The following is a 26,755-nucleotide window of genomic DNA, read 5'->3' on the forward strand; positions in this document are numbered from 1 at the left end:
TATGGATAAGTTTACAACCCTGACGGGGATTGCAGCCCCGCTTCCGCTGATCAATATCGACACAGATATGATCATCCCCAAGCAGTTTTTGAAAACGATCAAACGCTCTGGTTTGGGAAAAAACCTCTTTGACGAGATGCGCTTTGATCAATCAGGCAATGAACTCCCCGAGTTCGTTCTGAATAAACCTGCTTATCGGGACGCGCAGATTTTGGTCGCTGGCGACAATTTTGGCTGCGGCTCCTCGCGCGAACACGCGCCTTGGGCCTTGTTGGATTTTGGCATTCGTTGCGTGATTGCACCGAGCTTTGCTGATATTTTCTTCAACAACTGCTTTAAGAACGGGATTTTGCCGATCCCCCTGCCGCAGGAAGAGGTCGATAAACTGATGGATGACGCGTCAAACGGCGCGAATGCCACCTTGACCATCGACCTTGAGGCTCAAGAGATCACCCGCCCCGATGGCCAGAAGATCGCCTTCGAAATCGACCCGTTCCGCAAACATTGCTTGCTCAATGGATTGGATGATATCGGGCTGTCCTTGACCAAGGTCGAGGCCATTGACGCCTTTGAAGCAACCGCGCAAGCCGCGCGTCCTTGGGTCTAGTTTCAAGCGCGTCTGCGCTTTTGCCCTGATCTGACTGGATAAATTTCAGGCCCCTGCATCCTCATCGGTGTGGGGGTCTTTTTTAATGTGTTGCATTAGGTATTAAATTTAGGCAATATTGTGGCAATTGAGGCGGCCTTATCGTCAGAATGAGGCGAAATTGTGGAATAAGGGGCAGGCACGAACCGACCCCATCCAGAACGAGGAAGAGCAGGTGCTTTCACAGCTTTTTGGCGCTGTGCTTAGGGCAGTATTGGTGTTTTTTGTCATTGCGACACCATCGCTTGTCCTTGGCGATACATCCCGCGGGGATGTGGAAGGCGTTATGCTGTTTGGATTGATTGCGGCCCTCTTTGTGGTGTTTGAATACAGCGCCCGTCATCCCGCTATCATCGAGTTTCGCGATGCGCCGCCCTATAATCGTCTGCGCATTTTGGCCCTGTTTTCGATGTTATTCTTGCTGAGCCTTGTTTCAGCTGATCCTGTTCATTTGCAGCATTTCAACGGGCCAGAGGGTGCAGTCAGTGCAATGGCCAATAGAGCGCACCATTGGGGTGGCGTGCTGTTTGACAGCGGGCTTTCGCACCTTAGCCCTGACTATTTGTTGCAACGCTTGTTTGGGGCAGCGCCCCTATCCGTGCAGGCCATGGATCACGTCAGGGTCATGGCCGCTTTGGCCCTGACCATCGCCCTTGGCACATTGTTCTTATTCGCCCTGTTCATACGTTTTAGCAAATGGCCCGGACGGGGAATGTCGATCAATATGTGGGTGAACTTGCCCATGTTCGACCCGACAGTGGGCAGCGATGTGACCCATCGTTTAAAATGTGATGCGCGCAGAAATATCATATGGGGCTTAGGCCTGCCGCTGATATTGCCGCCCGTCTTGGGGGCTGTGTTTTCACAGACAGGCAGCACCCTTGCCTATGATGGGCAAGGCGCGGTTTGGGTTGTGACCCTATGGGCCTTTTTGCCAATGTGCCTGTTGATCAGGGCAATGGCCCTGCTGCGGTTGCGCTACATGATCCGCAGCTATCAAAAGAGGATCATCGCGGCGCTGACACCTGATGAAAGACTGGCCCTTTCTTGACCCTGACGCAGCCAAAGGATAGGGCGTGTGCAATCAGGATTTTCAAGACGGATTAGTTCCATGAGCAACCCATCGCTTCTCATTCTTCCCGGTGACGGGATCGGCCCCGAGGTTATGACCGAGGTGCGCAAAATCATCGACTGGTATGGCGCAAAGCGTGGCCTGACCTTTGATGTCACCGAAGATCTGGTGGGCGGTTGCGCCTATGATGCGCATGGCACGCCTTTGACCGATGAGACGATGGAAAAAGCGCAAAGCGTTGATGCCGTGTTGCTTGGCGCGGTCGGCGGCCCGAAATATGACAATCTCGATTTCAGCGTAAAGCCTGAGCGCGGCCTGCTGCGCCTGCGCAAGGAGATGGATCTCTATGCGAACCTGCGCCCTGCGCAGTGTTTTGATGCCCTCGCGGATTTTTCTTCGTTGAAGGCGGATGTGGTCGGCGGCCTCGACATCATGATTATCCGTGAACTGACCAGCGGCGTTTATTTCGGTGAGCCACGCGGCATCCATAAAGAAGGCAATGAGCGCGTTGGCGTGAACACCCAGCGTTACACTGAAAGCGAAATCGCCCGCGTGGCGCGGTCGGCCTTCGAACTGGCGCGCCGCCGCAACAATAAGGTCTGCTCAATGGAGAAGGCCAATGTTATGGAATCGGGCGTGTTGTGGCGTCAGGTTGTGAGCGAAGTGCATGCTGCTGAATATTCTGATGTGGAATTGTCGCACATGTATGCTGACGCAGGCGCAATGCAGCTGACCCGTTGGCCAAAGCAGTTTGATGTGATCGTGACGGATAACCTCTTTGGTGATCTGCTATCGGATTTGGCAGCAATGTTGACAGGGTCTTTGGGCATGCTGCCTTCGGCAAGTCTGGGCGCACCGATGGCCAATGGCCGCCCCAAAGCATTGTATGAGCCCGTTCACGGCTCTGCACCTGATATTGCAGGTCAAGGCAAAGCAAACCCGATTGCGTGCATTCTCAGCTTTGCGATGGCGCTGCGCTATAGCTTTGATCAAGGGGATGAGGCGACCCGTTTGGAAAAAGCGGTTGAGGCCGTTTTGGCCGATGGCCTGCGCACAGCCGATTTGATGGGGCCAGAAGGCGGCTCGCCCGTTTCGACCGCTCAGATGGGTGATGCCATTGTCAAAGCGCTAGACGCGTCTTTGTAAGTTTCGGCCCTGTTCTGATTTGCACCCGCTTGACCGCACGGTTGAGCGGGTGTTTTTGTGCAGATACGCCACACGATGCAAAGCTGCAGCATCGGGGGCAGGAATATCGCCATCTCGCATATTCAATCTTGGCAAGCGGCTGTGCCGATGCCTTGATTGAGGAATAAGCCAAGGAAATGCCATGTCCAAAGATCGCAAGAGCACCAATATCAAAGGCGCATTGATCGCATTGGCGGCATTCGGAATTTACGCGACCCACGATGTGGTGATCAAATATCTTGGCTCAAGCTATTCGGTCTTTCAGATCGTGTTCTTCTCGGTTTTGTTTGGCTTTCCCGTCACCATGTTGTTGCTGATGGGCGAGCCCAAGCCAGAAACATTGCGGCCCAAATACCCGTTCTGGACAGCATTGCGGTCAATTGCGGTGGTGTTCACGGGGGCGACTGCATTTTACGCATTCTCAACCCTGCCCTTGACCCAGACCTATGCGATCATTTTTGCGATGCCAGTTCTGATCACATTGCTGGCCATCCCTATGTTGGGCGAACGCATTGGCATTCGGCGCGCAAGCGCGGTGGTCGTGGGGCTTGTCGGTGTTTTGATCGTGCTTCGACCAGGGGCGGCGGATTTGAACCTTGGGCATTTATCCGCGTTGGCGGCGGCATTTGGCGGCGCCTTAGTCTCGGTGATTTTGCGCAAGATCGGGTCTGAGGAACGCTCCGTTACCCTGATGCTTTATCCGATGATGGCCAATTTTATCGTCATGGGCGCGCTTCTGCCTTTCGTCTACGAGCCGATGCCGCTCTTGGATATGGCATTGATGGCGCTGGTCGCAATTTTGGCCTTGCTTGCGATGTGGCTTGTGATTTTGGCCTATCGCATGGCGGATGCGGTGATCGTTGCGCCCATGCAATATTCGCAGATCCTTTGGGCCGTGTTTTTTGGCACAATGTTTTTCGGCGAAGGGGTGGATCAAGCCACAGTAATCGGTGCAGCCGTTATCATCGCGTCAGGTGTTTATATCGTGCTGCGCGAAGATAGCCGTCCTGCGGATAGCCAAAAGCCTGTCTTGCGCACCCATGGCCGCATTGGGGCACCAAGCGTGCCACGGATGACGGCAATTTTGCGCGGCAAGGAAGAAACAGACTAGTCGTGCATATTTCCGACTGTTTTAATCGGATGTCTTCCCTCAGGTCTGAAAATCACATAAGCCCTCTCTCATGACTGAGAAAATGCGCATCACGGGGGATCATTGGTTTGGCCTTTTGGGCAAGCTTGTGGTCGCATTATGCCTTCTGCCGATGATTGCTGTGGCGATTGCCGCGCTTTCGGGTGGGTTCGACACAGTTGTTAGTCTTAGCCAAAGCGTTCTGCCCCGCTATGTCGGGGCGACCTTGCAACTCAGTGTGATCGTAGGGCTAGGAACGGCTGTAATTGGGACGGGTGCCGCATGGCTTGTCACCATGACGCGGTTTTTTGGGCGGCGGGTGTTGGAAATTGCCCTCGCCCTGCCTTTGGCCTTCCCAGCCTATGTTCTGGCTTATGCCTATACGGATTTGCTTGATCATCCAGGTCTTGTGCAGTCCACCTTGCGCGCCTTTATGGGATGGGGCCCTCGCGATTACTGGTTCCCTGAAATCAGATCACTTGGTGGTGCAGCGGCAATGTTGGTCTTGGTGCTTTACCCTTATGTTTATCTTCTGGCGCGCGCAGCGTTTCTGCGCCAAAGCGCTACCGCCTATATCGCGGCGCGTACGTTGGGGCAGGGGCCATGGGGCGCATTCTGGCGCGTCAGTCTGCCTGTTGCTCGCCCGGCGATTGCAGGGGGTGTGCTGCTTGCTTTGATGGAAACCTTGGCTGATTACGGAACCACCGCCTATTTCGGTGTTCAGACTTTTGCCACGGGCATCTATGTCAGTTGGTTTGGCTTGTTTGACCGCGCGGCGGCGGCGCAGCTTGCCCTGTGTCTGTTGGTTGTGGCCTTGACCCTTGCCACGTTCGAACGCCGACAGCGCCGCCATTCCCGTCATCATGACGCGGGCCGTAGATTTGAGGTGATGGAGCCTGTCACCCTCAATGGCCGCGCTGCTTTGGGGGCTATTTTATTCTGCGGTTTGCCCGTTCTCTTTGGCTTTGTTTTGCCCGTGTGGATTTTGATCACGCTTGCGGCTGATCAAGCGCATATCCTTTTCACAGAACGCTATTTGGGCTTCTTGCGGCACTCTTTGACACTTGCCGCGATTGCGGCCTTCCTGACTGTCGGGGCGGCCATTGCGCTTGGATTTCGTGCGCGCTTGCGGCCCACGCGGATGTCAAAAACGGCCCTTAGGGTAGCGGGCATTGGGTATGCTGTGCCCGGTGGTGTGATTGCGGTGGGTCTGTTGTTTCCCTTTGCGGCTTTTGACAATGCGCTTGACCACTTCATGGAGACGAATTTCGGTATTGATACGGGCCTTTTGATCAGCGGGTCGATCTGGCTGATGATCATGGCCTATATGGTGCGTTTCATGGCGGTGGCGCTGAACACCTATGAGGCGGGCATGGCCACCCTGAACCCGAATATGGACGCGGTCGCGCGCACATTGGGGCATGGGCCTGCACCTATGTTGCGGCGGATCCATGTGCCGATCTTGCAGCCTTCGATCTTGACCGCGCTGCTGATTGTTTTCGTGGATGTGATGAAGGAGCTGCCCGCCACCTTGATCCTGCGCCCCTTCAACTATGATACGCTCGCCGTGCAAGCGCACCGATTGGCCGCGGATGAACGATTGGCTGAGGCCGCAGTTCCCAGTCTGATCATCGGTGCCGTTGGTTTGATCCCAGTGGCCATTTTATGTTGGAGCCTAAGCCGAGAAGATAGGTGAACGGGTTGATCATACCCCGCGCCCATAGGTGGGCAATCTGGGGTCAGGACATAACACGCCTCAGCGCCCCAAAAGCAAACGAGCGCCCCTTGAGAGGGCGCTCGTGAGTTGTTTGGTGGTTCGTGGCCTGTTGCGCGAATCTATTCCCAACCTGCGGTGTTCAGAACCTCAACCGCTGCGCCGACATTTTCGGCAATATCCGACAGATCAATCGCATCAGGGCGGAAGATGCCCAGTGCCGCGACCGATGGGGCGAGGCCAACACCCGGAACGGCAGGGTATTCATCATTGCCCGCTGAGAAATACTGTTGCGCCTGATCCGAGGTCAGATATTCCAGAAAGGCAATCGCGTTCTCGCGGTTCGGGGCATGGGCCGCGACCCCACCGCCAGACACGTTCATATGCGCGCCGATATCGTTCTGGTTTGGAAAGACCCATCCGATATTGGCCAGTTGGTCGGGGGTGATTTGGTCATCCCCTTGGCGCAGGATGCGGGCGAAGTAGTAGGTGTTCGACATCGCAATATCACATTCACCAGAGGCAATGCCGCGCAGCTGATCCGTGTCGCCACCTTGGGGCGCGCGGGCAAAATTTTCAACCACGGCGTTGGCCCAGTCCTGCACAGCATCGACACCCAAATGTGCGATCAAGGCTGCTGTGAAGTTCTGTGTATAGACATTCGTGGCAGAGCGGATGCAGATCTGGCCTGCATATTCTGGCTTGGCCAAATCTTGATAGGTTTGGGGCGGGTTGGCGACATCGGTTTTGTCATAGAACAAAATCCGTGCGCGCTGCGAGAACGCAAACCACTGGTTGCTGTCATCTTGAAGATAAGAAGGAATGCGGGTTTCTAGCACATCGCTTTCCACGGGCTGCAGCAGTCCCATTTCGGCAGCCCGCGCCAAGCGCACTGTGTCAACAGTCAAAAACACATCTGCAGGGCTATTGGCGCCCTCGGCCTGCATCCGCGCGATCAGCTCATCTGCATTGCCTTCGATGCGGTTGATGGTGATGCCTGTTGCAGCGGTAAAATCAGAATATAGCCGCTCATCCGTGTCGTAATGGCGGGATGAATACAGGTTCAATTCCTGCGCCTGTGCCGCGGTCAGGGTGGTTAGAAAAACGACGCTGCCAAGCAGCAGGGAGAGGGGTCGGGTCATCCTAAAGCTCCTGTTCGAGTTATTTCCTACAATTTTAGTCGGGATGCCGCTTTTGATCACGATTCACGCAGCGGGTCAAATAAATTCCGACAAAAATTATCAGATTTAACTTCTGGCTTGCCCTTGCCTTGGTGCTACGGCATCAGTTTGGCTAAGGGATGAGGAGGACAGCCAGCCATGAAAGCGGGCATTGCTTTTCTTGTGCTCGCCTATGTGCTGAGCCAGTTTTATCGTGCATTTTTGGCCGTCATGGCCCCTGTTTTGGCATCGGATATCGGGGCTACGCCGCAAAGCTTGGCGACAGCTTCGGGCGTGTGGTTCGCCGTTTTTGCAGCGATGCAAATTCCTGTGGGTATCGCACTTGACCGTATTGGACCGCGCCTGACCGCATCGGTGTTGCTGCTTGTTGGCGGTGCGGGGGGTGCTGCGCTGTTTGCGACTGCGGCGGATGTGCGCGATGTGCAAATTGCAATGGGGTTGATCGGATTGGGCTGTTCGCCCGTTTTGATGGCAACCTATTACATCTTTGCGCGGGTTTATTCTGCGGCCATCTTTGCCACGCTCGCAGGTGTGACGATTGGCATTGGATCAATGGGCAACTTGGCAGCTGCAACACCCATGGCTTGGGCGGTTGAGGCCGTGGGGTGGCGCGAAACTGTTTGGGGCTTGGCGCTTGTGACAGGTCTTGTTGCGCTGGCTTTGTTCCTTTTGATCAAAGACCCCGCCAAACCAGAGGGGGATCAAAAAGGCAGCTTGATGGATCTGCTGCGCATTCCTGCGCTTTGGCTTATCTTCCCGTTGATGTTCGTGGGCTATGCCCCGTCAGCGGGGGTGCGTGGCCTGTGGGTTGGGCCTTATATGGAGGATGTCTTTGGTCTAACTGTTGCTCAGATCGGCACGGTAAGCCTGATCATGGGGGTTGCGATGGTGGTGGGCAGTTTTGCCTATGGCCCGCTGGATCGGTTTTTTGGCACGCGCAAATGGGTTATCTTGATTGGGAACCTGTTGGGCGCCCTCGCCTGTTTGGCGATTTGGGCTGTGCCCGAAAGCAGTATTTTGACAGCCACCGTTCTGGTTGCGGCCTTGGGGTTATTTGGGGCGTCCTTCCCTGCCCTTGTTGCCCATGGGCGCAGCTTCTTTCCCCCGCATTTGGTTGGGCGTGGTGTGACCTTAATGAATTTGTTTGGCATCGGTGGGGTGGGTGTGATGCAATTCGCCTCAGCCCCTTTCTTCACTGCGCTGTCAGGCACGATGGCCTTGCCTGCCGCCTACGGGGCCTTGTTTGGGGTTTTTGGGCTTGCCGTTCTGATCGGATGCGCAATTTACCTCTTTAGCGAAGATCGCCTTGACTAAGCGCGACCAGATTGCGCGCCAAGTGCCCCTTTCGCTTTGGTCGCACATGATTTAAGGGCATGCGCAGTCGTAAGCCTGAAGGATATGGAACATGGGTTACAAAGTTGTCGTTGTCGGCGCCACGGGCAATGTGGGCCGCGAAATGCTCAACATTCTAGACGAACGTCAATTCCCCGTTGACGAGATCGCCGTGCTTGCCTCGCGTAAATCGCTTGGCACGGAATGCAGCTTTGGTGACAAGACCCTAAAGACCAAGGATCTCGATACATTCGATTTCACAGGCTGGGATATCGCATTTTTCGCGGTTGGGTCTGAAGCCACAAAAACCTATGCACCGATTGCGGCCTCGCAGGGTTGTATCGTGATCGATAATTCCTCGCTCTATCGCTATCATCCTGATGTGCCTTTGGTTGTCCCTGAGGTGAACCCTGAGGCGGTTGAGGGCTATGCGAAGAAGAACATCATCGCAAACCCCAATTGCTCCACCGCCCAGATGGTTGTGGCATTGAAGCCGCTTCATGATCGCGCGCGGATCAAGCGTGTTGTGGTCTCGACCTATCAGTCTGTGTCTGGCACAGGCAAAGATGCGATGGATGAGCTGTGGAACCAGACCAAGGGAATGTTCGTTCCAGGTCAGGAAGTTGCCCCGAGCGTTTACCCCAAGCAGATTGCCTTCAACGTGATCCCGCATATTGATGTGTTCATGGAAGATGGGTCTACCAAGGAAGAGTGGAAAATGGTCGCTGAGACCAAGAAAATCCTCGATCCTTCGGTTAAGGTGACTGCAACCTGCGTGCGTGTGCCTGTCTTTGTGGGCCATTCCGAGGCGATCAATATCGAGTTTGAAGATTTCCTAGACGAGGAAGAAGCCCGTGACATCCTGCGCGAGGCCCCAGGTGTGATGGTGGTCGATAAGCGTGAGACGGGCGGTTATGTAACGCCCGTGGAATGTGTCGGCGATTATGCCACCTTTATAAGCCGAATCCGTCAGGACAGCACGATTGAGAATGGTCTGAATATTTGGTGCGTCAGTGACAACCTGCGCAAAGGTGCTGCGTTGAATGCGGTTCAGATTGCAGAAACCTTGGGCAATCGGGTTCTGAAAAAAGGCTGACGCATGGCTTTGCGCAACAAATATGACGGGGGGCCATTGGCCCCCCTTTTTCTTAAAATCGTTCGGCGCGGAGGACTTCGCAGTCAGTCACGCTGACCACACCGATATGCCGCTCCACCACCGCGAATGCCGCTTTGAGCAGCGCCTCTAGCTTTTCTGGGCGAATGATGCAGACCACGTTGATCATTCCGCCTGCGCGGCTGACCTGACCCTCGCGGCTCCATTGTCCTGAACGGCCCGACCCGCCCAACACGGGCAGGATGGTGAAGCCTGTCACCCCCGCCTTGACCAATGCATCCGTGAGGCGGGTTTCCATGACCGCCTCAATTGTGATCTCAACCCGTTTTGCCTTATGCGTTTCCATTGCCTTAGCCTCCCGTGGCGGCGCGCGCCAATGCCAGATAAATTGGTATGCCCAATGTCAAATTGAACGGGAACGTAATCCCGAGCGATAGGGTGAGATAGATTGAAGGATTGCCCTCAGGCAGGGCCACGCGCATTGCAGCAGGCACCGCGATATAAGAGGCCGAGGCGGAGAGCGTCATCATCAACATCACGCCGCCTGTCGACAGACCCAAAAGCAACCCAGCTCCGAGGCCAAGGCAACTGCCGATTAAGGGCATCAGCACGCCAAAGGCAAAAAGCCCTGGCTTCAGCAAATGCCGCGCATCCCGCAGGCCGCGCCCCGCTACAAGGCCCATATCCAAAAGGAAAAGGCACAGCACCCCTTGGAAGGGAGATACGATGAAAGAGGCAATTTTATCCAAGCCCTCTTGGCCTGTGATCCCGCCAATAATGAAGGATCCGATGAGCAAAACAATAGACCCATTCAGCAGGATTTCCCGCAGCAGACCCGCATCCATACCGCCGCCTTGATCCGCTTTTGCATCGGCCCGTGCCACAAGCCACAGGGCGGCCAAGATTGCAGGGGCCTCCATCGCGGCGGCGACCGCGACCATATAGCCTTCGCTCATCAAACCTGCAGTTTGCAGCACTGAACTTGCCGCGACAAAGGTCACGATCGAGATCGAGCCGTAATGTGCCGCCACTGCGGCGGCATCAATGGCCGTTAGCCCTGTCATCACGCGCAGCAAAGCGAAGGCGATGAAAGGCAGAACAAACGACAAAATCACCCCAGCCAAAATTGAGAAGATCAACGTTTGGTCAATGCCATGCGCGGCCACGCTAGCCCCGCCTTTGAAGCCAATGGCAAAGAGCAAATAGAGCGACATCCCTTTCGCTACGGCCTCGGGCACGCTGAGGTCAGAGCGCGCAAAAGCAGCTGCAAATCCTAAGACGAAAAACAAGATGATGGGCGAGATCAGGTTCTGCGCCGCGAGCGACAGGATCGAGTCCATGAACACCTCCAGATTTTGCTCAGCGTTGCCTAACGAAGCGGGGCCAAGTGGTAAAGTTTAGACTTTGACAAAATGGCGTAATGTGCCGTCATAGCTTTCGATATCCATATCCGCGATATCGGCCCAAATCCCATGCAGGGTCAGGTTCTTTGAACCTACAGCCTCGGCCACCACGGGATAGCTCATCAGATTTTCAAGCGAGACTTGTATCCCCTCTTTCTCAAGCATGGTTTGTTGAACCTCAGGGGGGGTGATATCTTTGACCCTGTCAAATCCTGGCCGCAAAACATCCAACCAACGGCCCACAAAGCTTTCTTTCTTTTCCAAATCGGGGGCGCGGCCTTGGCACATGTCAATACACCCCCGCACGCCGCCGCAATTGGAATGGCCCATGATGATGAGATGCTCGATTTTGAGGTTCTTAATTGCAAACTCGACCGCGGCAGCGGTGCCGTGATGCTGCCCGTCAGGGGTAAAAGGGGGCACCAGATTGGCAATGTTGCGGTGAATGAATAATTCGCCTGTGCGTTGCCCAAACACGGATGTCACAGCAACGCGGCTGTCGCAGCAGGCTATGACCATGGCCTTTGGATTCTGCCCTTCGGTTGCCAATTTGCGAAACCAATCCCGGTTCTCAGGAAAGGATTTCACTTTCCAATCCTGATAGCGTTCAAGCAAATAACTTGGCAGTGATTTAATGCGGTGCATCCATAACGTCCCTTCAGAGCACTTGATCACAATCTCTGATATTTTTCTATAAACTGTCTTTTCATTCCTGCCTCAAATCAACCTTTTCTTCACCCCCAAATATCACCCTGTGACCACATGCAGCGCATGGTGGGATGGGAAAATGACGGATGTGGTGACCGTCTTGCGTTTTGAGGAACCTGCGCGGTTTGATCCCGACAGGTTAGAGCGGCTTTGTCGCGATATTGGCGAGACGCAAGCAGAATATGAAGTGGCTGTGGGGCTAGAGCGCATCATGATCGCGCTCGCGCAGATTGACTGTGTCGACAGCACGCTTGAACGGAAAAAGATTGTTGCTGAGATTGCCGACTCTGCCAGCAAGATCGGTATGGCGACTTTGGCGCGGGTGGCGCGCGATGTTCATATCGTGATGGCGCGCCAAGATATGGCCGCAATCGGCGCAACCTTGGCCCGTTTGCGCCGTGTGGGTGAGCGATCAGTTTATGCGATTTACGATATTGAGGATATGAGTGTGTGATCGCCCTTGCGGCGCGGGATGGTGTTGTTACTTTGCGTTGCAGCGATATTGCCCTGACCTCAAAGGAATGACGGAATGTCCCACGCGCTGCGATTTGCCCGCCCAGATGAATTTCCTGATACGGATGCAATCCCCGTTCATGTGATCAGCGCCGATGGGGCTGATGCGGCTTTGGCTCAGTTGGACGCGGCCTCACGGCAATGGGCCATAACCCATGGCTTTAGCGGGGCATTGGGCAAAACCTGTCTTCTGCCCAATGCGGCGGGTGGAATTGCCGCCGTTTTGTTGGGGGTGGGAACGTCCGCTGATCGGATCAGGAAACGGTTCGCTGCAGGTGCCGCGATTTCTGATTTGCCAAAAGGTCTTTATGAGGTGGCCTCAGCCTCATTGGAGGGCCACCCGCAAAACCTTCGCGAAGAAATTGCACTGGGGTATTTACTGGCGGGATATCGGTTTGACCGCTATCGTCAAAAATCAGGTCGCGAGGCGGCCTTGGTGGCGCTTGCGGGCATAGATGCCCCGCATTTTGAACGGCTCGCCGAAGCCGAGGCCATGGTGCGTGATCTGGTTAACACCCCTGCGCAAGACATGGGCCCCGAAGAATTGGAGGAGGCCGCCCGCGATTTGGCGGCGCGCTATAACGCCAAGATTTCCGTGATCCTTGGGGACGATCTATTGGCGCAGAATTTCCCGATGATTCATGCGGTCGGTCGGGCCAGTCCCCGCGCGCCTCGTTTGATTGATATGACTTGGGGCGAAGGCGGGCCGCAAATCACCTTGGTGGGCAAGGGCGTGTGTTTTGACACAGGCGGTTTGAACCTGAAACCTGGATCATCTATGGGCACGATGAAAAAGGATATGGGGGGGGCTGCCAATGTTTTGGGCCTTGCTCGGATGATTATGGATGCGGGTCTAAAGCTGCGGTTACGGGTCTTGATCCCTGCAGTTGAAAATGCCGTTGATGGTTCAGCCTTTCGCCCCAGTGATATTTTGACCGCGCGCAACGGCATGACGGTCGAGATCAACAACACTGATGCCGAGGGGCGGTTGGTCTTGGCTGACGCCTTGGCGCTTGGGGCCGAAGGTAGCCCCGATCTTATGATTTCTATGGCAACATTAACTGGGGCTGCGCGGGTCGCAGTGGGGCCAGATCTTGCACCATTTTACACTGATGATGAGGGTCTTGCCGCGCAGATCAGTGCCAAGAGCCCTGAACAGTTCGACCCTGTTTGGCGTATGCCCTTTCACGCCCCTTATGAGGCTATGATTGAACCGGGCATTGCCGATCTGGATAACGCGCCCTCTGGGGGCATGGCAGGGTCGATTACGGCGGCCTTGTTTTTGCGCCGCTTCACCCAAGGCGCCGCGCGCTATTGTCACTTCGATATTTTTGCTTGGCAGCAAAGTGATGCACCTGCGCGCCCAAAAGGGGGTTTGGGTCAGGGCATTCGTGCGCTATACGCGGTGCTGTCTGAAGGGGTTTAAGACATGGCAAGCGATCCACGGATCACGGCAAGCAATGGGCGGGTGGCGCTTCGGGCGCTGCAAGGTCAGGTTATGGCGGATGAATTCTTGGATGGCACATGGATGACGGTGCAGCAACCGTTGGCCAATATCATGACCGAACCAAAGGGCACACGGGCGAGCCAATTGTTGTTTGGCGAGCGGTTTTTGGCGCTTGAAACGCGCGATGGGCAAGTTTTCGGTCAAGCAGAGCGGGACGGCCAAGTCGGTTATATTTTATCGCAGGCCCTTGCGGCAGAAACGCCCGTCACCCATTGGGTCACCGCCCCTGCAACCCATCTCTATCCGCGCCCCGATGTAAAATCGCCGCCCGATGTGTCGATCTTTTTCGGCGCACGTGTGAATGTGGTTGAGCCTGCGAAAGAGGGCGAAAGCTTTCACCGCATCCAGACGGGGCATCATGTTCCAAAATCCCACCTGCGCCCCTTAACAGCGCGGTTTTCGGATACGGTGGGCGTGGCTGATCTATTCCTTGGAACCCCCTATCTTTGGGGCGGCAGCAGCCGATGGGGCATTGATTGCTCTGGCCTGATCCAATTGGCGATGCGCGCCTGTGGACAAGACTGCCCACGGGACAGTGACCAACAAGAGGCAGCGCTCGGCGCGCTTTTGCCCGAGGATGCACCGCTGCGCCGCGGGGATTTGGTGTTTTGGAAGGGTCATGTCGGGATCATGGCCGATGAAGAGATGCTGTTGCACGCAAATGCCCATCACATGGCGGTGGCCTATGAGCCGCTTGCCCATGCCGAGGCGCGTATTCGCACGTCTGGCGGTGGCGAGATCACCGCGCGCAAACATGTCTTGATAGAATGACGGGGTATTAATCGTCTACGGCGCGGATCAATTTGCGCTCTAGCACGCGCAGGACATTGCGCAGATCATGCCCGCGCTTGAGAATGCGCCCGTCCATCCCAATCACGGAATACATTCCCTGCTTGCCTGCCAATTTGGGGCGCTTTTCAATCCGATAAATGGGGTGTTCGGCGGTGCGGCGGAAAACTGAGAAAATCGCAACATCACTCAGCAGCGACATTCCATAATCGCGCCATTCACCTGCAGCCACCATGCGGCCATAAATCGACAGGATCGCCGATAATTCGCCGCGATCAAAGGCGACCTTTTCGGGAATATGGGAAGCGCCAAAGGATTGAGTATGCATCACCATAGGCTGATGGTGGCATGAATTCTAAGAAATGCAAGGGAGATCATAAAAAGGCCCGCAAGGTCAGCTGATCTTGCGGGCCGTGATGCGCGGTGTCGCTTAGGCGCGAACCAGTTTTTCGTAGGCGTCCGAGATGTTCCGCGTCAGGGCGCCAACCTCGAAATTATAGCTGCCAATCTGACCCACTGGGGTGACTTCTGCGGCGGTGCCCGTCAGCCAGCATTGTTCAAACCCTTCCAATTCTTCGGGCATGATATGACGCTCATGCACCTTGATTTGGCGATCGTTCAACATACCGATAACTGTCTGGCGGGTTAGGCCATTGAGGAAGCAATCTGGCTTTGGCGTATGCACTTCGCCATCTTTGACGAAGAAGATATTTGCGCCTGTCGCCTCGGCGACATAGCCACGATAATCAAACATCATGGCATCCGAGCAGCCTTTGGCTTCGGCCTCATGCTTGGACATTGTGCAGATCATATAAAGGCCTGCTGCCTTGGCATGGCTTGGCGCCGTTTCGGGCGAGGGGCGTTTCCACCGCGCGATATCAAGTTTGGCGCCTTTGGTTTTTGCATCCCCATAGTAATTGCCCCAGCCCCATGCCGCGATGGCCAAACGAACGGGGTTACGGCGAGAGGAGACACCCATATCCTCACCCGCGCCGCGCCACGCAACCGCGCGCACATAGGCATCGCTCAGGCCATTGGCCGCGAGAACCTCGGCCTTGGCAGCCTCAATTTGGTCAACAGTAAACGGAATTTCGAAGTCCAATTGGCCTGCGGAAAAATGCAGCCGTTCGGAATGGGCGCGGCTGAGGAAAATTTTGCCACCATAGGCGCGCTCGCCCTCAAAGACGGAAGATGCATAATGCATCGCATGGGTCAGAATATGCACATTGGCCTCGCGCCAATCGACCAAAGCCCCATCCAGCCAGATTTTCCCATCGCGGTTATCGTAGGTGCCGCTCATCTTTCCAATCCCATCTTTCCTTCAGGGCGCATATCTGCGCCAGTTTGCAAATGTTGTGCAAAATACGGCCGTTTCGGACATAATATTTCGCAAAACTGGCAATTCGGTAACAATTGATTCTTGGAAAGTCAACAAGGCTGACATAAACTGTGAAGTGTTCCTTGGTTCCGATGCCAAAGATCAAAAATGATGCGGGAGGTGAAGATGGCAGAGCGTGCAGTCAATAACCCTATCGGCACGGGCGAAAGCTTGCTCTTTTTGACGGATGAGCAGCTGCGCCGCGGGATTGAGGCGATGTTTTTCGCCTATCGGGGATTTACCGCTGATCCTGATCGCATTTTGCAGAATTACGAATATGGTCGCGCTCATCATCGTGCCATCCATTTCATCAACCGCACCCCTGGAACGACAGTCAATAACCTGCTGAATATTCTGGGCGTGACCAAGCAGTCCCTCAATCGCGTTCTGCGCAGTCTGATCGCTGATGGTTTGGTCGAAAGCCGCGTTGGGGTGCAGGATAAGCGCGAACGGCATCTTTATCTCACCGAAACAGGTGCCAAGCTTGAACGCGAATTGTCAGAGGCGCAGCGCAACCGCATGCGCGCGGCCTATCGCAATGCGGGGCCAGAGGCCGTGGCAGGATTTCGTGCTGTCCTTGAGCAGATGATGGATCCTGAGATGCTGCGCCATTTCCAAGCAGGTTTGGATACCTAAAATGGCAGACACCAACCCGCATATCTTGATCGTGGATGATGATGAACGCATCCGCGGGCTGTTGCAAAAATTTCTCATCCGCAACGGGTTTCTGGCCAGTGTTGCACGCGATGCTGCGCAAGCCCGCCGCCTGTTGCAAGGGTTGGATTTCGATTTGATTGTGCTTGATGTTATGATGCCGGGTGAGGATGGCATTAGCCTGACACAAGATTTGCGCAAAACGATGGATTGCCCAATCTTGCTTTTGACGGCCAAGGGCGAGGCGCAAGATCGTATTGCGGGTTTTGAGGCGGGGGCAGATGATTATTTGCCAAAACCCTTTGAGCCCAAGGAATTGCTATTGCGTATCGGCGCGATCCTGCGCCGTATGCCGCAACCCGAAGCCAGCCAAAATCTGCCCAAATTGCTGCATCTTGGGGCCATGCGCTTTGACATTGATCGTGGCGAGTTGTGGCAGGGTGATCAGCCTTTACGCCTGACTGCCACCGAGGCCGCATTGATGCGGATCTTTGCAACCCATGTGAACAGTTCTGTGACCCGTCAGCAGTTGGTCGAAGAATTGGGCCGTGACAAGATGGCAGGCGGTGACCCTGCGCAAGAGCGCGCAATTGATGTGCAAATCACCCGCCTACGCCGCAAGATTGAAGCTGACCCGAAACAACCCCGTTATCTGCAAACTGTCCGCGGCGCGGGCTATATGTTGGTGCCTGACTGATGGCGACATGGCTTTTTGAAAATCCATTTGCGCAAGATCATCGGACGCCAGAGGGCCATCCCGAACAGGTGGCGCGCATTGCGGCCATAAAGGCCCATTTGGATAGCTTAGATTTCGTGGGGCTTGAACGCCACGCGGCCCCATTGGCCACGGAAGACGATCTGCGATTGTGCCACCCCCAAGCCTATATTGACCAACTCAAAGCGGCTTTGCCCACGCAGGGGCAAGTTGCGCTTGATGGCGATACCTTTCTGTCGCCCGCCTCATGGCAGGCCGCGCTTTCGGGCGTAGGGGGTGTGATTGCAGCAATAGATGCCGTGATGGAGGGCCGCGCCAAAAACGCATTTGTCCTCACGCGGCCACCTGGGCATCACGCCGAAACTGCAACAGCCATGGGGTTTTGTCTGTTTGGGTCAGTGGCGATTGGGGCCAAACATGCACTCGAGCGGGCGGGGGCCGCACGGGTGGCCGTGATAGATTTCGATGTGCATCACGGCAACGGCACGCAAGATTTGCTGTGGGGTGAAACCCGCGCTTTGTTTGTCTCGTCACACCAGATGCCGCTTTATCCCGGATCGGGGGCGCGTGGCGAACGTGGCGTGGCGGGTAATATTCTGAATGTGCCCCTTCCACCCAATTCAGACGGGGCCCTGATGCAACAGGCCTATCTTCGCGATGTATTTCCGCGATTGGTTGAATTTGCGCCTGACCTTATCCTGATTTCCGCAGGTTTTGACGCGCATCAGGCGGATCCATTGGCCAATCTAAATTGGGATGAAACGGATTTTGCATGGCTGACGCGAGAAATTTGCGCATTTGCCGAAACCCAATGCGCGGGGCGGGTGGTCTCGGCGCTAGAGGGCGGTTATGATCTGCCCTCACTGGGGCGCAGTGTTGCGGCCCATGTCACAGAATTGATGGAAGCTTCTAAATGACAGATGACAACGACCTTGCGCAGATGAGTTTTGAAGACGCCTTGCGCGCCCTAGAGGAAGTCGTGGCCAAGCTTGAGCGTGGGGATGTGCCACTTGACCAATCCATCGCGCTCTATGAACGGGGGGCTGCGCTGCGCGCACGCTGTGAGGCCAAGCTCAAAGAGGCCGAAGAAAAAGTCTCCAAAATCACCCTAGATGGCACAGGCGCGCCAACGGGCAGCACCCCAGTTGAGGGGCTTTGAGCGCCTTTGGCCCCTATTGAGTTTCAAACCCGCCTCAGCACCCAGTCCCGCGTCATTGCTGCGTTCTTGACCGAGGCGCTTGCACAATATGGCTCAGATGATGTTGCTGCGGCGATGCGCTATGCGTTGCAGGGTGGCAAGGGTTTGCGTGGGTTTTTGGTGCTTGAGGCATCGGCGCTATATGGCATTCCTGCGGCCTCCGCGCTTCCTGCGGCGGGTGCGGTTGAGGCCATCCACGCCTATAGTCTGATCCACGATGATCTGCCTTGCATGGACGATGACGACCTGCGCCGCGGTCAACCCACTGTTCACAAGAAATGGAACGAGGCGATTGCGGTTCTCGCGGGGGATGCGCTGCAAAGTTTTGCATTCGCGCTTTTGGCTGATCCTAATCTTGGGGCTGCGGAGGTGCGGATCAAATTGGTGGCGACCTTGGCTGAAGCCGCAGGTGCGCGCGGTATGGTTTTAGGTCAGGCGCAGGACATTGCTGCAGAAACCGCTGCGTCCCCCTTGACCCTTGAGCAAATCACGGAATTGCAAAGCAATAAAACGGGCGCGCTGTTGGAATGGCCCGCCCATGCCGCAGCGATCATAGCGGGCCAAGATCCCGCACCACTGAGGGCATATGCCCGTGCAATTGGCCTCGCCTTTCAGATTGCTGATGACATTTTGGATGTGGAGGGTGACAGCAGCAAGGCAGGTAAGGCCCTGCGCAAAGATGCCGATGCGGGCAAAGCGACCTTTGTCACACTTCTGGGGCTAGACGGTGCCAAGGCTGAGGCAGCGCGCTTGGTCGCTGAGGCGGAAACGGCCCTCGCACCATTCGGGGATAAAGCCCAAAGCCTGCGCGACCTTGCCCGATTCATCATTGCCCGCGACAGATAGGCGTGATCCGTTGCCCTTGGCCCCTGTCATGGCTATATGGCGACCACTGGAGGGCCGATGACAGATAGACCTAAAACACCGCTTTTGGATCAAGTGACCACGCCGCGTGATTTGCAGCGGTTTTCTGATCATGATCTGATCCGCTTGGCCGATGAATTGCGCGCCGAGACGATTTCGGCTGTCTCCGAGACGGGTGGGCATTTGGGGGCTGGTCTGGGTGTAGTTGAATTGACCGTGGCACTTCACGCCGTATTTGACGCCCCGCGTGACAAGATCATTTGGGATGTCAGCCACCAATGTTATCCGCATAAGATTTTGACAGGGCGGCGGGATCGTATCCGCAGTCTGCGCCAAAAGGGTGGCTTGTCAGGCTTCACGAAACGCAGCGAGTCGCCCTATGACCCGTTTGGCGCTGCGCATAGCTCCACCTCTATTTCTGCGGCGCTTGGCTTTGCCGTTGCGCGCGATTTAAGCGGTGCCTGCGAGACAGGTTTGGGAGATGCGATTGCGATTATCGGTGATGGTTCGATTTCCGCAGGCATGGCCTATGAGGCCCTGAACAATGCGGGCCATCTGAAAAAGCGGTTGATTGTGATCCTCAACGACAATGAAATGTCGATTGCACCGCCGACAGGTGCGATGTCGGCTTATTTGTCCCGCCTTTATGCAGGCGCGCCGTTTCAGGAATTCAAAGCCGCCGCCAAGGGCGCAGTATCGCTTTTGCCTGAGCCTTTCCAACATGGGGCGCGCCGCGCGAAAGAACTGCTGAAATCCGCGACAGTCGGCGGCACCTTGTTCGAAGAATTGGGCTTTGATTACATCGGCCCGATTGATGGGCATGATATGGATCAGCTGCTTGCGGTTCTGCGCACCGTCAAGGCGCGGGCGGATGGGCCGATGCTCATTCATGCGATTACCAAGAAGGGCAAAGGTTATGCTGAAGATCGCCCAGATCGCGGCCACGCCACCGCGCGCTTCGATGTGGTCACGGGCAAGCAACATAAAGCACCCTCAAACGCGCCCTCATATACGCGTGTCTTTGCAGATGCGCTGATTGCCGAAGCCGCCGAGGATCCGTTGGTGACGGCTGTCACGGCGGCGATGCCAGACGGAACAGGCCTGAACCTTTTTGCAGAACGCTTTCCCGAACGCTGTTTTGATGTGGGCATTGCCGAACAGCATGCGGTGACCTTTTCGGCGGGTATGGCCGCGGGTGGATTAAAACCCTTCTGCGCGCTTTATTCGACCTTCTTGCAACGCGGCTATGATCAAGTTGTGCATGACGTGGCCATACAACGTCTGCCTGTGCGCTTTGCGATTGATCGCGCCGGGCTTGTTGGTGCCGATGGCGCCACCCATGCGGGCAGTTTTGACATCGCCTATCTGGCAAATTTGCCCGATTTCGTGGTGATGGCGGCCGCCGATGAAGCGGAATTGGTGCATATGGTGCGCACCGCCCTCGAGATTGGGGATCGCCCCTCTGCCTTCCGCTTTCCGCGCGGCGAAGGTGTTGGGGTCGAGTTACCTGCACGCGGTCAGGCGCTTGAAATCGGCAAGGGGCGGATGATCGCGGACGGCAATCGCGTGGCTCTCTTGAACTTTGGCACCCGTCTGAAAGAAGTGCGCGAAGCTGCAGAGATTTTGGCCCAGAAAGGGATCACGCCCACGATTGCTGACGCGCGTTTTGCCAAACCCTTGGATACAGATTTGATCGACCAACTCGCCCGCCATCACGAGGCGCTGATCACCATCGAAGAAGGGGCGATTGGCGGCTTTGGCAGCCATGTGGCGCAGCATCTCGCGGAAACGGGCGTGTTTGATCGGGGGATCAAATATCGCTCCATGGTGCTGCCCGATATTTTCATCGACCAAGCCAGCCCGCGCGACATGTATGCGGTCGCAGGCATGAATGCCGAGGATATCGTGACCAAGGTTCTCATGACCTTGGGTGTAGATGTTTTGGGGAAGCGGGCTTAAACGCCTATTTCCCCAACCGCTCCTCAATCTTGCGCAGCCGCTCAAGCACCTCATCGCGATAGGCATCAGTGGCGGCGTTGCTTTCTTCGGCATGCGCGTCTTGCATGGAATTGACGATCAGGCCAACCAGCAGGTTCACCACCGCAAAGGTCGTGACCATGATGAATGGCACAAAGAACAGCCACGCATAAGGATAAACATCCATCACGGGGCGCACGATGCCCATGGACCAACTTTCCAATGTCATGATTTGGAAAAGGGAATAGAAAGACGCGCCAAGCGTGCCGAACCATTCGGGGAAAGACGCCCCGAACAGTTTGGTTGCCATCACGGCACCGATGTAAAAGATGATCCCCATCAGCAAGAATACGCTGCCCATTCCTGGCAAGGCGGTGACAAACCCCTCGACCACGCGGCGCAATCGTGGCGCGGCTGAAATGACACGAAGCACCCTCAAGATGCGCAAGGCGCGCAGAACTGACAGCCCGTGGGTGGCGGGCATCAGCGCGATCCCAACGATCAAGAAATCAAAAACGTTCCATCCTGAGCGGAAAAACCGCGCGCCATGGGCCACCAGTTTCAGCGCAATTTCGATCACGAAAATCGCAAGGCAAATCCAGTCCAATGTCAGGATAATGGTGCCCGCCGTGCCCATAACTTCGGGCGATGTCTCAAGGCCCAAAAGAATGGCGTTAAAAATGATCACGCCGATGATGAATTGGCGGATGCGGGGGCGGTCTAGCCAATCGGCAAGTATCTGTCGCGTGGTCGCAAAATCACGGGTCATAGCAGCCATCCTTGAGCGCGTTACCGCGCCATATGGGGTCGGGTAAAGCGGGCGGCAAGTTCTATATGCGGCGACCAACGGAATTGGTCGATGGGCTGCACCCATTCAAGGCAATAACCTGCGTCAATGAGCGTTTTTGCGTCACGGGCAAAACTGATCGGGTTGCAAGATAGAAATGCAATCTGGGGGATCTCGGTTTTCGCCAATTCATGCACCTGTGCCTGTGCGCCTGCACGGGGCGGGTCGATGACCACCGCGTCATATTTGGCGAATTCGTCACTTAAAACGGGGCGGCGAAACAGGTCGCGGGTTTCGGCGGTAATGGGCTTTAGCCCGTCCGCATAGCGGGTGGCGTCTTGCAAGGTCTTGACCATATCGGCGCTGCCTTCGACTGCGTGCACGGGTGCTGTTTCGGCCAGCGGAAAGGTAAAGGTTCCACATCCCGCAAAAAGGTCAATGATGCGTGTGGCCCCCGAAATCGCGCTGCGTGCAGCGGCCAAAAGCGCTGCTTCGCCCGATTTGGTGGCTTGCAAAAATGCACCTGCGGGTGGGGTGACACGCGCGTGCCCCATTTGGTGATAGGGTGGGGTTTCCATAAAGACGACCTCATCCCCCCATGTCAGGCGCAGAAATTCGGTGCGGAATTTTGGCAATTCAGCCCGCAGCGCATGATCTAAGGGCTTGCCGCCCGTCACGTGGAGGTCAAGGCCGATGTCGGACTGGGTTAGGCTAAAGCCCAAAACCGCACTGCGCGATCCCCCTAAACGGGCGATCTCGGCCAATACGGGCAGCGTGGCCACCATCTCATCGGGCAAAAGGTGACATTCGCCGATTGGCACAATGACGTCCGATTTTCGGGCATGAAATCCCACCATCGCCCCCAATTTCGTGCGCCGCGCTGCAAAGGTGGCGCGCCTGCGTGAGTGCGCAGGCGAAGTTAGGGTTGCGCGGATATCGGTTGTGATCCCGTGCGCGGCAAGCGCAATGGCAATTTGGTCTGCCTTCCACGCACTGACAAATGTGTCCGAGGCATGTTGCAGGCTGCACCCGCCACAGGATTTATAATGCACGCAGACAGGTTTTACCCGCGCGGGGGAAGGGGTCACAATTTTGGCCCCGTCCAATTGACCTTCGTTTACCACGCCGTGCACCACCTCGTCTGGCAAGGTGAGGGGGACGAGGATTTGGCCTCCGTCTGCGTTCTGTGCAATACCATCGCCGCGATGTCCGAGGCGGGTGATTGTGAGGGTTTCTTCGCTCACGCGGAACCTCCGTCTGGATTAAGAAAGCCGCCCGATTGGCGGTTCCACAGCGAAGCATAGAGCCCGCCCTTTGCCAAAAGCACCTCATGCGGGCCATCTTCGATGATGTGGCCTTCATCTAAAACGATGATGCGATCCATCTGCGCAATGGTCGACAGTCTATGCGCAATCGCAATCACGGTTTTGCCTGCCATCAGGTCGCTCAGCGTGTTTTGGATGCTCGCTTCAATCTCGCTATCAAGCGCGCTTGTGGCCTCGTCCAAAATCAAAATCGGCGCATCTTTCAGAACCACCCGCGCAAGCGCAATGCGCTGTCTTTGCCCGCCCGAAAGTTTCACCCCGCGTTCGCCAACATGGGCCTCAAACCCTGTGCGGCCCTCTGGGTCTTCAAGATCATGGATGAACCCTAAGGCCTCGGCGCATTCTGCGGCGCGGATTACGTCAGCATCACTTGCATCGGGGCGGCCATAGGCGATGTTGTCGCGCACGGAGCGGTGCAACAGGCTGCTGTCTTGCTGCACAACGCCCATTGTGGCGCGCAGGCTGTCTTGTGTCACATCGGCAATATTTTGGCCATCAATGCGGATTACGCCGCCTTCACAATCATAAAAACGCAGCAAAAGTTTCACGAGGGTTGATTTCCCAGCGCCAGAGCGCCCGACAAGCCCGACCTTTTCGCCGGGCTGGATGGTTAAACTGAGGCGATCTAAGCCACCCGCGCCGCGCCCATAATGGTGACTGACCGCGTCAAATTCGATCAATCCTTTTTCGAATTTGAGGGCGGATGCGTTATGGTGGTCACGCAATGTGATCGGTTGGGCAATGGTCTCCATCCCCTCCATCACCACCCCCAATTCCCGGAATAGGCTTGAGAGAGCCCACATGATCCAGCCCGTCATTGCATTGAGCTGTAAGGTCAGGGCGGTTGCCGCAGCCACAACGCCAACAGTTGCCGTTCCCGTATACCACAACCAAACCGACCAACCGACAACGGACACGATCAAAAGTCCGTTCAAGGTCAATAGCGTGACGTCCATTATCGTGAATATCCGCATCTCGCGGGCGAATGTTTGGCGGGTGTGCTCAATGGCCTCGCGGGCATAGTCCAGTTCGCGTGTTGTATGCGCGAAAAGCTTGACTGAGTGGATGTTGGTATAGCTGTCAACGACCCGTCCCGTTGTCATGGATCGCGCATCTGAACTGGCCTTGGAGGCGGGGGTGACATTGCGGATTGTCCAGCGCACCAACAGCCCATAAAGCCCGCACCAAATCACCAAGGGCACGGCAAGCCGTGGGTCTGACTGGGTCAGTAGGATCAGCGCGCCGATGAAATAGGCGATGGAAAATGTGATGGCGTCAAAAATCTGAAAAACCGCATCGCCTGCGGCGGGTGGGGTTTGCATAATCCGCCCTGCGATACGGCCCGCAAAATCATTTTCAAACCATCCGACCGATTGACGTAAAACATGCCGATGTGCCCGCCAACGGATCAGCGTGCCGAAATTCGGCAGGATCGCATTGTTCAAAAGCCCCACATCCAAAAGCTGCATCAAAGGGCGGACTAGCACCACAAAAAGCGCGACTAAGCCAAGCTCGAGCCCGTGATTTGCAAAGAGTTCTGCGGGACTATTGACCGATAGCAGATCAACAACGCGCCCCAAATAGACGATCAACCCCAATTCAATCGAAGCGACCACCATCGACATAAAGGCGGCTGCGATGAACACCCGTTTGAAGGGTTGCGCATAGCTGCGCAAAAATGGCCAGAGTCGATTGGGGGGCGTATCCTCATCGGCGTAGGGCGTATAGGGATCTACCAGTGTTTCGAAAAATCGGAACATTGCATCGGGCCTGATTGGTTGATTGGGTCGCAGCCTGACCCTGTGGCGCAATATAGGGCGGGGCTCACATAAAGACCATTGCGGCTGTCAGCGCGAGGGCGCTTGCCATGGTTTTGCGAAAAATATTCCATGCACGCGGCGTGGTCAGAAGCCGCGCTAAGGCCGTTCCTGCCGCGGCCCAAAACAGACAGACAAAAAGATTAATTCCTGAAAAGGCGGAGGAAAGGCGCAAGGCTTCTGTCAAAAGCGTGCCGCCCGCGCCAAAGCCCGCGGCGGCGGCAAGGCTGACGGCCCAGACCTTGGGATTGACCCATTGAAACATCACAGCCTGAAGAAAGGTAAACGGCTTTGCGACCTGTCGCGCCTTAGGATCCGCCGGTTTGGCCCGCCATAGGGTGAATGCCATATAAAGGATCCAAGATGCTGCGGCTATTTTCATCAATAAGGCAGCCACTGGATAGGCCAATAAAATTGCGCTGACGCCAAGACTTGAGGCCGCGGCAATCACCCCCACCCCTGCGGCGACACCGAAAATATGCGGAATGGTCGCGCGAAACCCGAACAGCGCGCCTGATGTGGTCAAGAGGATAACATTTGGCCCAGGCGAAAACAGCCCTGCAAAAACAAATGGGTAAAGCGGATCCATGGGCGATGGTTAGGCAGGCTCACGCAGGATGCGCGGCACTTTGAACTCAACATTTTCCACGGCAGTCTCAACCTGTTCGACTGTCACATCATAACGCGCCCGCACGGCATCAATCACTTCATTGACCAACAGCTCTGGCGCAGATGCGCCCGCCGTCAGACCAAGGCTGGTAATCCCCTCAAGCGCGCGCCAGTCAATATCGGTCGCCCGTTGCACAAGCTGCGCATAGTTGCAGCCCATTTTTGCCCCCACCTCGACCAAGCGTTTTGAATTTGAGGAATTGGGCGCGCCCACGACAAGCATGGCATCTGCCTTGACCGCCATCGCCTTGACGGCCTCTTGGCGGTTGGTGGTGGCGTAGCAAATATCTTCTTTGTGCGGGCCGATAATCGCAGGGAACCGTGTCTTGAGGGCCGCAACAACATCGGCGGTGTCATCAATCGAAAGGGTGGTTTGCGTCACAAAGGCCAGTTTCAGAGGGTCGCGTACCGTGAGGGTCGCAACATCCGCCACTGTTTCAACCAAGACAACTTCGCCCTCGGGCAATTGGCCCATAGTGCCAATCGTTTCAGGATGGCCCGCGTGGCCGATCATCACGATCTGCAACCCCGCCTCATGATGTCGCGCCGCCTCGATATGCACTTTGGATACAAGCGGGCAGGTTGCATCAACATATATCATCTGCCGCCGCTCTGCGGTTGCGGGAACAGATTTGGGCACCCCATGGGCAGAAAAAATCACGGGTCGATCATTTGGGCACTCGTCCAATTCTTCGACAAAAACTGCGCCCTTTTCGCGTAGGGCATCCACCACGAATTTGTTATGCACGATTTCATGGCGCACAAAGACGGGTGCGCCCCATTTCTCGAGAGCCATTTCCACGATTTTAATTGCGCGATCTACACCTGCGCAAAATCCGCGCGGTGCGGCCAAATAGAGGGTGAGGGGCGGTTTTTGCATAGTATCTCTCCGATCACCCCACAGTTAAGTCTTTGTGGCCCCGCCGTCTAGCGTTTCTACCTACACCGCATCCGTGCAAGCGCCTCACACATGCCACATTTCCTGCGCATCAATGGGCAAGGTTGATCAACCCATCGATCAAAATATCTTCTGGTTATCGATAAATTTAATATTTTTCGGCACGATATTTGCATGGGT

27 protein-coding genes are annotated in these 26,755 nt (G+C 55.8%); 16 read left to right on the forward strand and 11 right to left on the reverse strand.

The features are described from left to right. The first annotated feature begins 1 nt into the window (after nt 1). The 5 genes from leuD to RYZ18_RS12725 all read left to right on the forward strand — a co-directional run bounded on the left by leuD (nt 2) and on the right by RYZ18_RS12725 (nt 5,728). The gene (gene leuD / locus RYZ18_RS12705; RefSeq protein WP_317657232.1) at nt 2-607 is read left to right on the forward strand and encodes a 3-isopropylmalate dehydratase small subunit; all 606 of its coding nucleotides are present in this window, start codon (nt 2-4) and stop codon (nt 605-607) included. Between the two features lie 214 nt (nt 608-821). Then, entirely contained in the window at nt 822-1,697 is an 876-nt protein-coding gene (locus RYZ18_RS12710) for a hypothetical protein (RefSeq protein WP_317657233.1), read from the forward strand. Between the two features lie 60 nt (nt 1,698-1,757). After that, entirely contained in the window at nt 1,758-2,864 is a 1,107-nt protein-coding gene (gene leuB, locus RYZ18_RS12715) for a 3-isopropylmalate dehydrogenase (protein WP_317657235.1), read from the forward strand. 181 nt (nt 2,865-3,045) lie between these two features. Further along, nucleotides 3,046-4,014: a DMT family transporter gene (locus tag RYZ18_RS12720; RefSeq protein WP_317657236.1), complete on the forward strand. Its 969-nt coding sequence runs from the start codon at nt 3,046-3,048 to the stop codon at nt 4,012-4,014. 70 nt (nt 4,015-4,084) lie between these two features. Then, complete coding sequence (locus RYZ18_RS12725) at nt 4,085-5,728, forward strand: ABC transporter permease (protein ID WP_411567117.1); 1,644 nt, start codon at nt 4,085-4,087, stop codon at nt 5,726-5,728. Nucleotides 5,729-5,868: 140 nt separating this feature from the next. Here RYZ18_RS12725 and RYZ18_RS12730 read toward each other — a convergent pair whose 3' ends face one another. Next, nucleotides 5,869-6,888, reverse strand: a complete 1,020-nt coding sequence (locus RYZ18_RS12730; protein WP_317657237.1) for an extracellular solute-binding protein — start codon at nt 6,886-6,888, stop codon at nt 5,869-5,871. A 177-nt stretch (nt 6,889-7,065) separates the two neighbouring features. Here RYZ18_RS12730 and RYZ18_RS12735 point away from each other — a divergent pair, with 177 nt between their 5' ends. Both RYZ18_RS12735 and RYZ18_RS12740 read left to right on the forward strand, forming a co-directional pair. Then, on the forward strand, nt 7,066-8,241 hold the full coding sequence (locus RYZ18_RS12735) for an MFS transporter (RefSeq protein ID WP_317657238.1): 1,176 nt from the start codon (nt 7,066-7,068) through the stop codon (nt 8,239-8,241). Nucleotides 8,242-8,332: 91 nt separating this feature from the next. Next, complete coding sequence (locus RYZ18_RS12740; RefSeq protein ID WP_317657239.1) at nt 8,333-9,355, forward strand: aspartate-semialdehyde dehydrogenase; 1,023 nt, start codon at nt 8,333-8,335, stop codon at nt 9,353-9,355. 52 nt (nt 9,356-9,407) lie between these two features. Here the strand turns inward: RYZ18_RS12740 and RYZ18_RS12745 are convergent, their stop codons facing one another. From RYZ18_RS12745 to RYZ18_RS12755, 3 genes are read right to left on the reverse strand one after another with little or no spacing between them, the layout of a single operon-like run. Continuing rightward, on the reverse strand, nt 9,408-9,719 hold the full coding sequence (locus RYZ18_RS12745) for a P-II family nitrogen regulator (RefSeq protein WP_317657240.1): 312 nt from the start codon (nt 9,717-9,719) through the stop codon (nt 9,408-9,410). A gap of 4 nt (nt 9,720-9,723) precedes the next feature. Next, complete coding sequence (locus tag RYZ18_RS12750; protein ID WP_317657241.1) at nt 9,724-10,713, reverse strand: sodium-dependent bicarbonate transport family permease; 990 nt, start codon at nt 10,711-10,713, stop codon at nt 9,724-9,726. A 57-nt stretch (nt 10,714-10,770) separates the two neighbouring features. After that, nucleotides 10,771-11,421, reverse strand: a complete 651-nt coding sequence (locus RYZ18_RS12755; RefSeq protein ID WP_317657242.1) for a carbonic anhydrase — start codon at nt 11,419-11,421, stop codon at nt 10,771-10,773. A 142-nt stretch (nt 11,422-11,563) separates the two neighbouring features. Here RYZ18_RS12755 and RYZ18_RS12760 point away from each other — a divergent pair, with 142 nt between their 5' ends. The 3 genes from RYZ18_RS12760 to RYZ18_RS12770 all read left to right on the forward strand — a co-directional run bounded on the left by RYZ18_RS12760 (nt 11,564) and on the right by RYZ18_RS12770 (nt 14,275). Next, on the forward strand, nt 11,564-11,938 hold the full coding sequence (locus tag RYZ18_RS12760) for a hypothetical protein (protein ID WP_317657243.1): 375 nt from the start codon (nt 11,564-11,566) through the stop codon (nt 11,936-11,938). Nucleotides 11,939-12,013: 75 nt separating this feature from the next. Continuing rightward, nucleotides 12,014-13,423 carry a leucyl aminopeptidase family protein gene (locus RYZ18_RS12765; protein WP_317657244.1) on the forward strand — a complete coding sequence of 470 codons (1,410 nt, stop codon included), beginning with the start codon at nt 12,014-12,016 and terminating at the stop codon, nt 13,421-13,423. Nucleotides 13,424-13,426: 3 nt separating this feature from the next. Then, nucleotides 13,427-14,275 carry a C40 family peptidase gene (locus RYZ18_RS12770; protein WP_317657245.1) on the forward strand — a complete coding sequence of 283 codons (849 nt, stop codon included), beginning with the start codon at nt 13,427-13,429 and terminating at the stop codon, nt 14,273-14,275. Between the two features lie 7 nt (nt 14,276-14,282). Here the strand turns inward: RYZ18_RS12770 and RYZ18_RS12775 are convergent, their stop codons facing one another. Both RYZ18_RS12775 and RYZ18_RS12780 read right to left on the reverse strand, forming a co-directional pair. Further along, on the reverse strand, nt 14,283-14,627 hold the full coding sequence (locus RYZ18_RS12775) for a DUF2794 domain-containing protein (RefSeq protein ID WP_340243739.1): 345 nt from the start codon (nt 14,625-14,627) through the stop codon (nt 14,283-14,285). Between the two features lie 96 nt (nt 14,628-14,723). After that, complete coding sequence (locus tag RYZ18_RS12780) at nt 14,724-15,593, reverse strand: branched-chain amino acid aminotransferase (RefSeq protein ID WP_317657247.1); 870 nt, start codon at nt 15,591-15,593, stop codon at nt 14,724-14,726. Between the two features lie 204 nt (nt 15,594-15,797). On the opposite strand from RYZ18_RS12780, the gene RYZ18_RS12785 reads away from it, so the two are divergent. Genes RYZ18_RS12785 through dxs form a run of 6 tightly spaced genes read left to right on the forward strand, consistent with a single transcriptional unit; the run spans nt 15,798 to nt 21,061 of the window. Then, on the forward strand, nt 15,798-16,307 hold the full coding sequence (locus RYZ18_RS12785) for a MarR family winged helix-turn-helix transcriptional regulator (protein ID WP_317657248.1): 510 nt from the start codon (nt 15,798-15,800) through the stop codon (nt 16,305-16,307). Nucleotide 16,308: 1 nt separating this feature from the next. Continuing rightward, nucleotides 16,309-17,022, forward strand: a complete 714-nt coding sequence (locus RYZ18_RS12790; RefSeq protein ID WP_317657249.1) for a response regulator — start codon at nt 16,309-16,311, stop codon at nt 17,020-17,022. Further along, nucleotides 17,022-17,957 (forward strand): histone deacetylase family protein, encoded by a 936-nt coding sequence (locus RYZ18_RS12795; RefSeq protein WP_317657250.1) that lies wholly within the window; start codon nt 17,022-17,024, stop codon nt 17,955-17,957. The genes RYZ18_RS12790 and RYZ18_RS12795 overlap by 1 nt, the downstream gene beginning before the upstream one ends. After that, on the forward strand, nt 17,954-18,199 hold the full coding sequence (locus tag RYZ18_RS12800) for an exodeoxyribonuclease VII small subunit (protein WP_317657251.1): 246 nt from the start codon (nt 17,954-17,956) through the stop codon (nt 18,197-18,199). Before RYZ18_RS12795 ends, RYZ18_RS12800 begins: the two co-directional genes overlap by 4 nt. A 15-nt stretch (nt 18,200-18,214) precedes the next feature. Continuing rightward, entirely contained in the window at nt 18,215-19,084 is an 870-nt protein-coding gene (locus tag RYZ18_RS12805) for a polyprenyl synthetase family protein (protein WP_411567124.1), read from the forward strand. Between the two features lie 57 nt (nt 19,085-19,141). After that, complete coding sequence (gene dxs / locus RYZ18_RS12810) at nt 19,142-21,061, forward strand: 1-deoxy-D-xylulose-5-phosphate synthase (protein ID WP_317657252.1); 1,920 nt, start codon at nt 19,142-19,144, stop codon at nt 21,059-21,061. A gap of 4 nt (nt 21,062-21,065) precedes the next feature. Here the strand turns inward: dxs and RYZ18_RS12815 are convergent, their stop codons facing one another. From RYZ18_RS12815 to ispH, 5 genes are all read right to left on the reverse strand, one after another. Beyond that, on the reverse strand, nt 21,066-21,848 hold the full coding sequence (locus RYZ18_RS12815; RefSeq protein ID WP_317657253.1) for an ion transporter: 783 nt from the start codon (nt 21,846-21,848) through the stop codon (nt 21,066-21,068). 20 nt (nt 21,849-21,868) lie between these two features. Continuing rightward, the gene (locus tag RYZ18_RS12820; RefSeq protein WP_317657254.1) at nt 21,869-23,110 is read right to left on the reverse strand and encodes a class I SAM-dependent RNA methyltransferase; all 1,242 of its coding nucleotides are present in this window, start codon (nt 23,108-23,110) and stop codon (nt 21,869-21,871) included. Continuing rightward, on the reverse strand, nt 23,107-24,951 hold the full coding sequence (locus RYZ18_RS12825; protein WP_317657255.1) for an ABC transporter ATP-binding protein: 1,845 nt from the start codon (nt 24,949-24,951) through the stop codon (nt 23,107-23,109). Before RYZ18_RS12825 ends, RYZ18_RS12820 begins: the two co-directional genes overlap by 4 nt. Before the next feature lie 64 nt (nt 24,952-25,015). After that, nucleotides 25,016-25,597, reverse strand: coding sequence for a LysE family translocator (locus RYZ18_RS12830; protein WP_317657256.1), 582 nt, complete (start codon nt 25,595-25,597; stop codon nt 25,016-25,018). A gap of 9 nt (nt 25,598-25,606) precedes the next feature. Then, on the reverse strand, nt 25,607-26,557 hold the full coding sequence (gene ispH / locus RYZ18_RS12835; RefSeq protein WP_317657257.1) for a 4-hydroxy-3-methylbut-2-enyl diphosphate reductase: 951 nt from the start codon (nt 26,555-26,557) through the stop codon (nt 25,607-25,609). Nucleotides 26,558-26,755 lie beyond the last annotated feature (198 nt).

The organism is Roseovarius sp. 10 (assembly GCF_033100315.1).
Classification (GTDB): domain Bacteria; phylum Pseudomonadota; class Alphaproteobacteria; order Rhodobacterales; family Rhodobacteraceae; genus M30B80.

What these genes read in the sequence shown, in the direction of transcription:
- leuD (WP_317657232.1), top strand. Translation starts at nt 2, where the DNA reads ATGGATAAGTTTACAACCCTGACGGGGATTGCAGCCCCGCTTCCGCTG.
- leuB (WP_317657235.1), top strand. Translation starts at nt 1,758, where the DNA reads ATGAGCAACCCATCGCTTCTCATTCTTCCCGGTGACGGGATCGGCCCC.
- RYZ18_RS12720 (WP_317657236.1), top strand. Translation starts at nt 3,046, where the DNA reads ATGTCCAAAGATCGCAAGAGCACCAATATCAAAGGCGCATTGATCGCA.
- RYZ18_RS12725 (WP_411567117.1), top strand. Translation starts at nt 4,085, where the DNA reads ATGACTGAGAAAATGCGCATCACGGGGGATCATTGGTTTGGCCTTTTG.
- RYZ18_RS12730 (WP_317657237.1), bottom strand. Translation starts at nt 6,888, where the DNA reads ATGACCCGACCCCTCTCCCTGCTGCTTGGCAGCGTCGTTTTTCTAACC.
- RYZ18_RS12735 (WP_317657238.1), top strand. Translation starts at nt 7,066, where the DNA reads ATGAAAGCGGGCATTGCTTTTCTTGTGCTCGCCTATGTGCTGAGCCAG.
- RYZ18_RS12740 (WP_317657239.1), top strand. Translation starts at nt 8,333, where the DNA reads ATGGGTTACAAAGTTGTCGTTGTCGGCGCCACGGGCAATGTGGGCCGC.
- RYZ18_RS12745 (WP_317657240.1), bottom strand. Translation starts at nt 9,719, where the DNA reads ATGGAAACGCATAAGGCAAAACGGGTTGAGATCACAATTGAGGCGGTC.
- RYZ18_RS12750 (WP_317657241.1), bottom strand. Translation starts at nt 10,713, where the DNA reads ATGGACTCGATCCTGTCGCTCGCGGCGCAGAACCTGATCTCGCCCATC.
- RYZ18_RS12755 (WP_317657242.1), bottom strand. Translation starts at nt 11,421, where the DNA reads ATGCACCGCATTAAATCACTGCCAAGTTATTTGCTTGAACGCTATCAG.
- RYZ18_RS12760 (WP_317657243.1), top strand. Translation starts at nt 11,564, where the DNA reads ATGACGGATGTGGTGACCGTCTTGCGTTTTGAGGAACCTGCGCGGTTT.
- RYZ18_RS12765 (WP_317657244.1), top strand. Translation starts at nt 12,014, where the DNA reads ATGTCCCACGCGCTGCGATTTGCCCGCCCAGATGAATTTCCTGATACG.
- RYZ18_RS12770 (WP_317657245.1), top strand. Translation starts at nt 13,427, where the DNA reads ATGGCAAGCGATCCACGGATCACGGCAAGCAATGGGCGGGTGGCGCTT.
- RYZ18_RS12775 (WP_340243739.1), bottom strand. Translation starts at nt 14,627, where the DNA reads ATGGTGATGCATACTCAATCCTTTGGCGCTTCCCATATTCCCGAAAAG.
- RYZ18_RS12780 (WP_317657247.1), bottom strand. Translation starts at nt 15,593, where the DNA reads ATGAGCGGCACCTACGATAACCGCGATGGGAAAATCTGGCTGGATGGG.
- RYZ18_RS12785 (WP_317657248.1), top strand. Translation starts at nt 15,798, where the DNA reads ATGGCAGAGCGTGCAGTCAATAACCCTATCGGCACGGGCGAAAGCTTG.
- RYZ18_RS12790 (WP_317657249.1), top strand. Translation starts at nt 16,309, where the DNA reads ATGGCAGACACCAACCCGCATATCTTGATCGTGGATGATGATGAACGC.
- RYZ18_RS12795 (WP_317657250.1), top strand. Translation starts at nt 17,022, where the DNA reads ATGGCGACATGGCTTTTTGAAAATCCATTTGCGCAAGATCATCGGACG.
- RYZ18_RS12800 (WP_317657251.1), top strand. Translation starts at nt 17,954, where the DNA reads ATGACAGATGACAACGACCTTGCGCAGATGAGTTTTGAAGACGCCTTG.
- dxs (WP_317657252.1), top strand. Translation starts at nt 19,142, where the DNA reads ATGACAGATAGACCTAAAACACCGCTTTTGGATCAAGTGACCACGCCG.
- RYZ18_RS12815 (WP_317657253.1), bottom strand. Translation starts at nt 21,848, where the DNA reads ATGACCCGTGATTTTGCGACCACGCGACAGATACTTGCCGATTGGCTA.
- RYZ18_RS12825 (WP_317657255.1), bottom strand. Translation starts at nt 24,951, where the DNA reads ATGTTCCGATTTTTCGAAACACTGGTAGATCCCTATACGCCCTACGCC.
- RYZ18_RS12830 (WP_317657256.1), bottom strand. Translation starts at nt 25,597, where the DNA reads ATGGATCCGCTTTACCCATTTGTTTTTGCAGGGCTGTTTTCGCCTGGG.
- ispH (WP_317657257.1), bottom strand. Translation starts at nt 26,557, where the DNA reads ATGCAAAAACCGCCCCTCACCCTCTATTTGGCCGCACCGCGCGGATTT.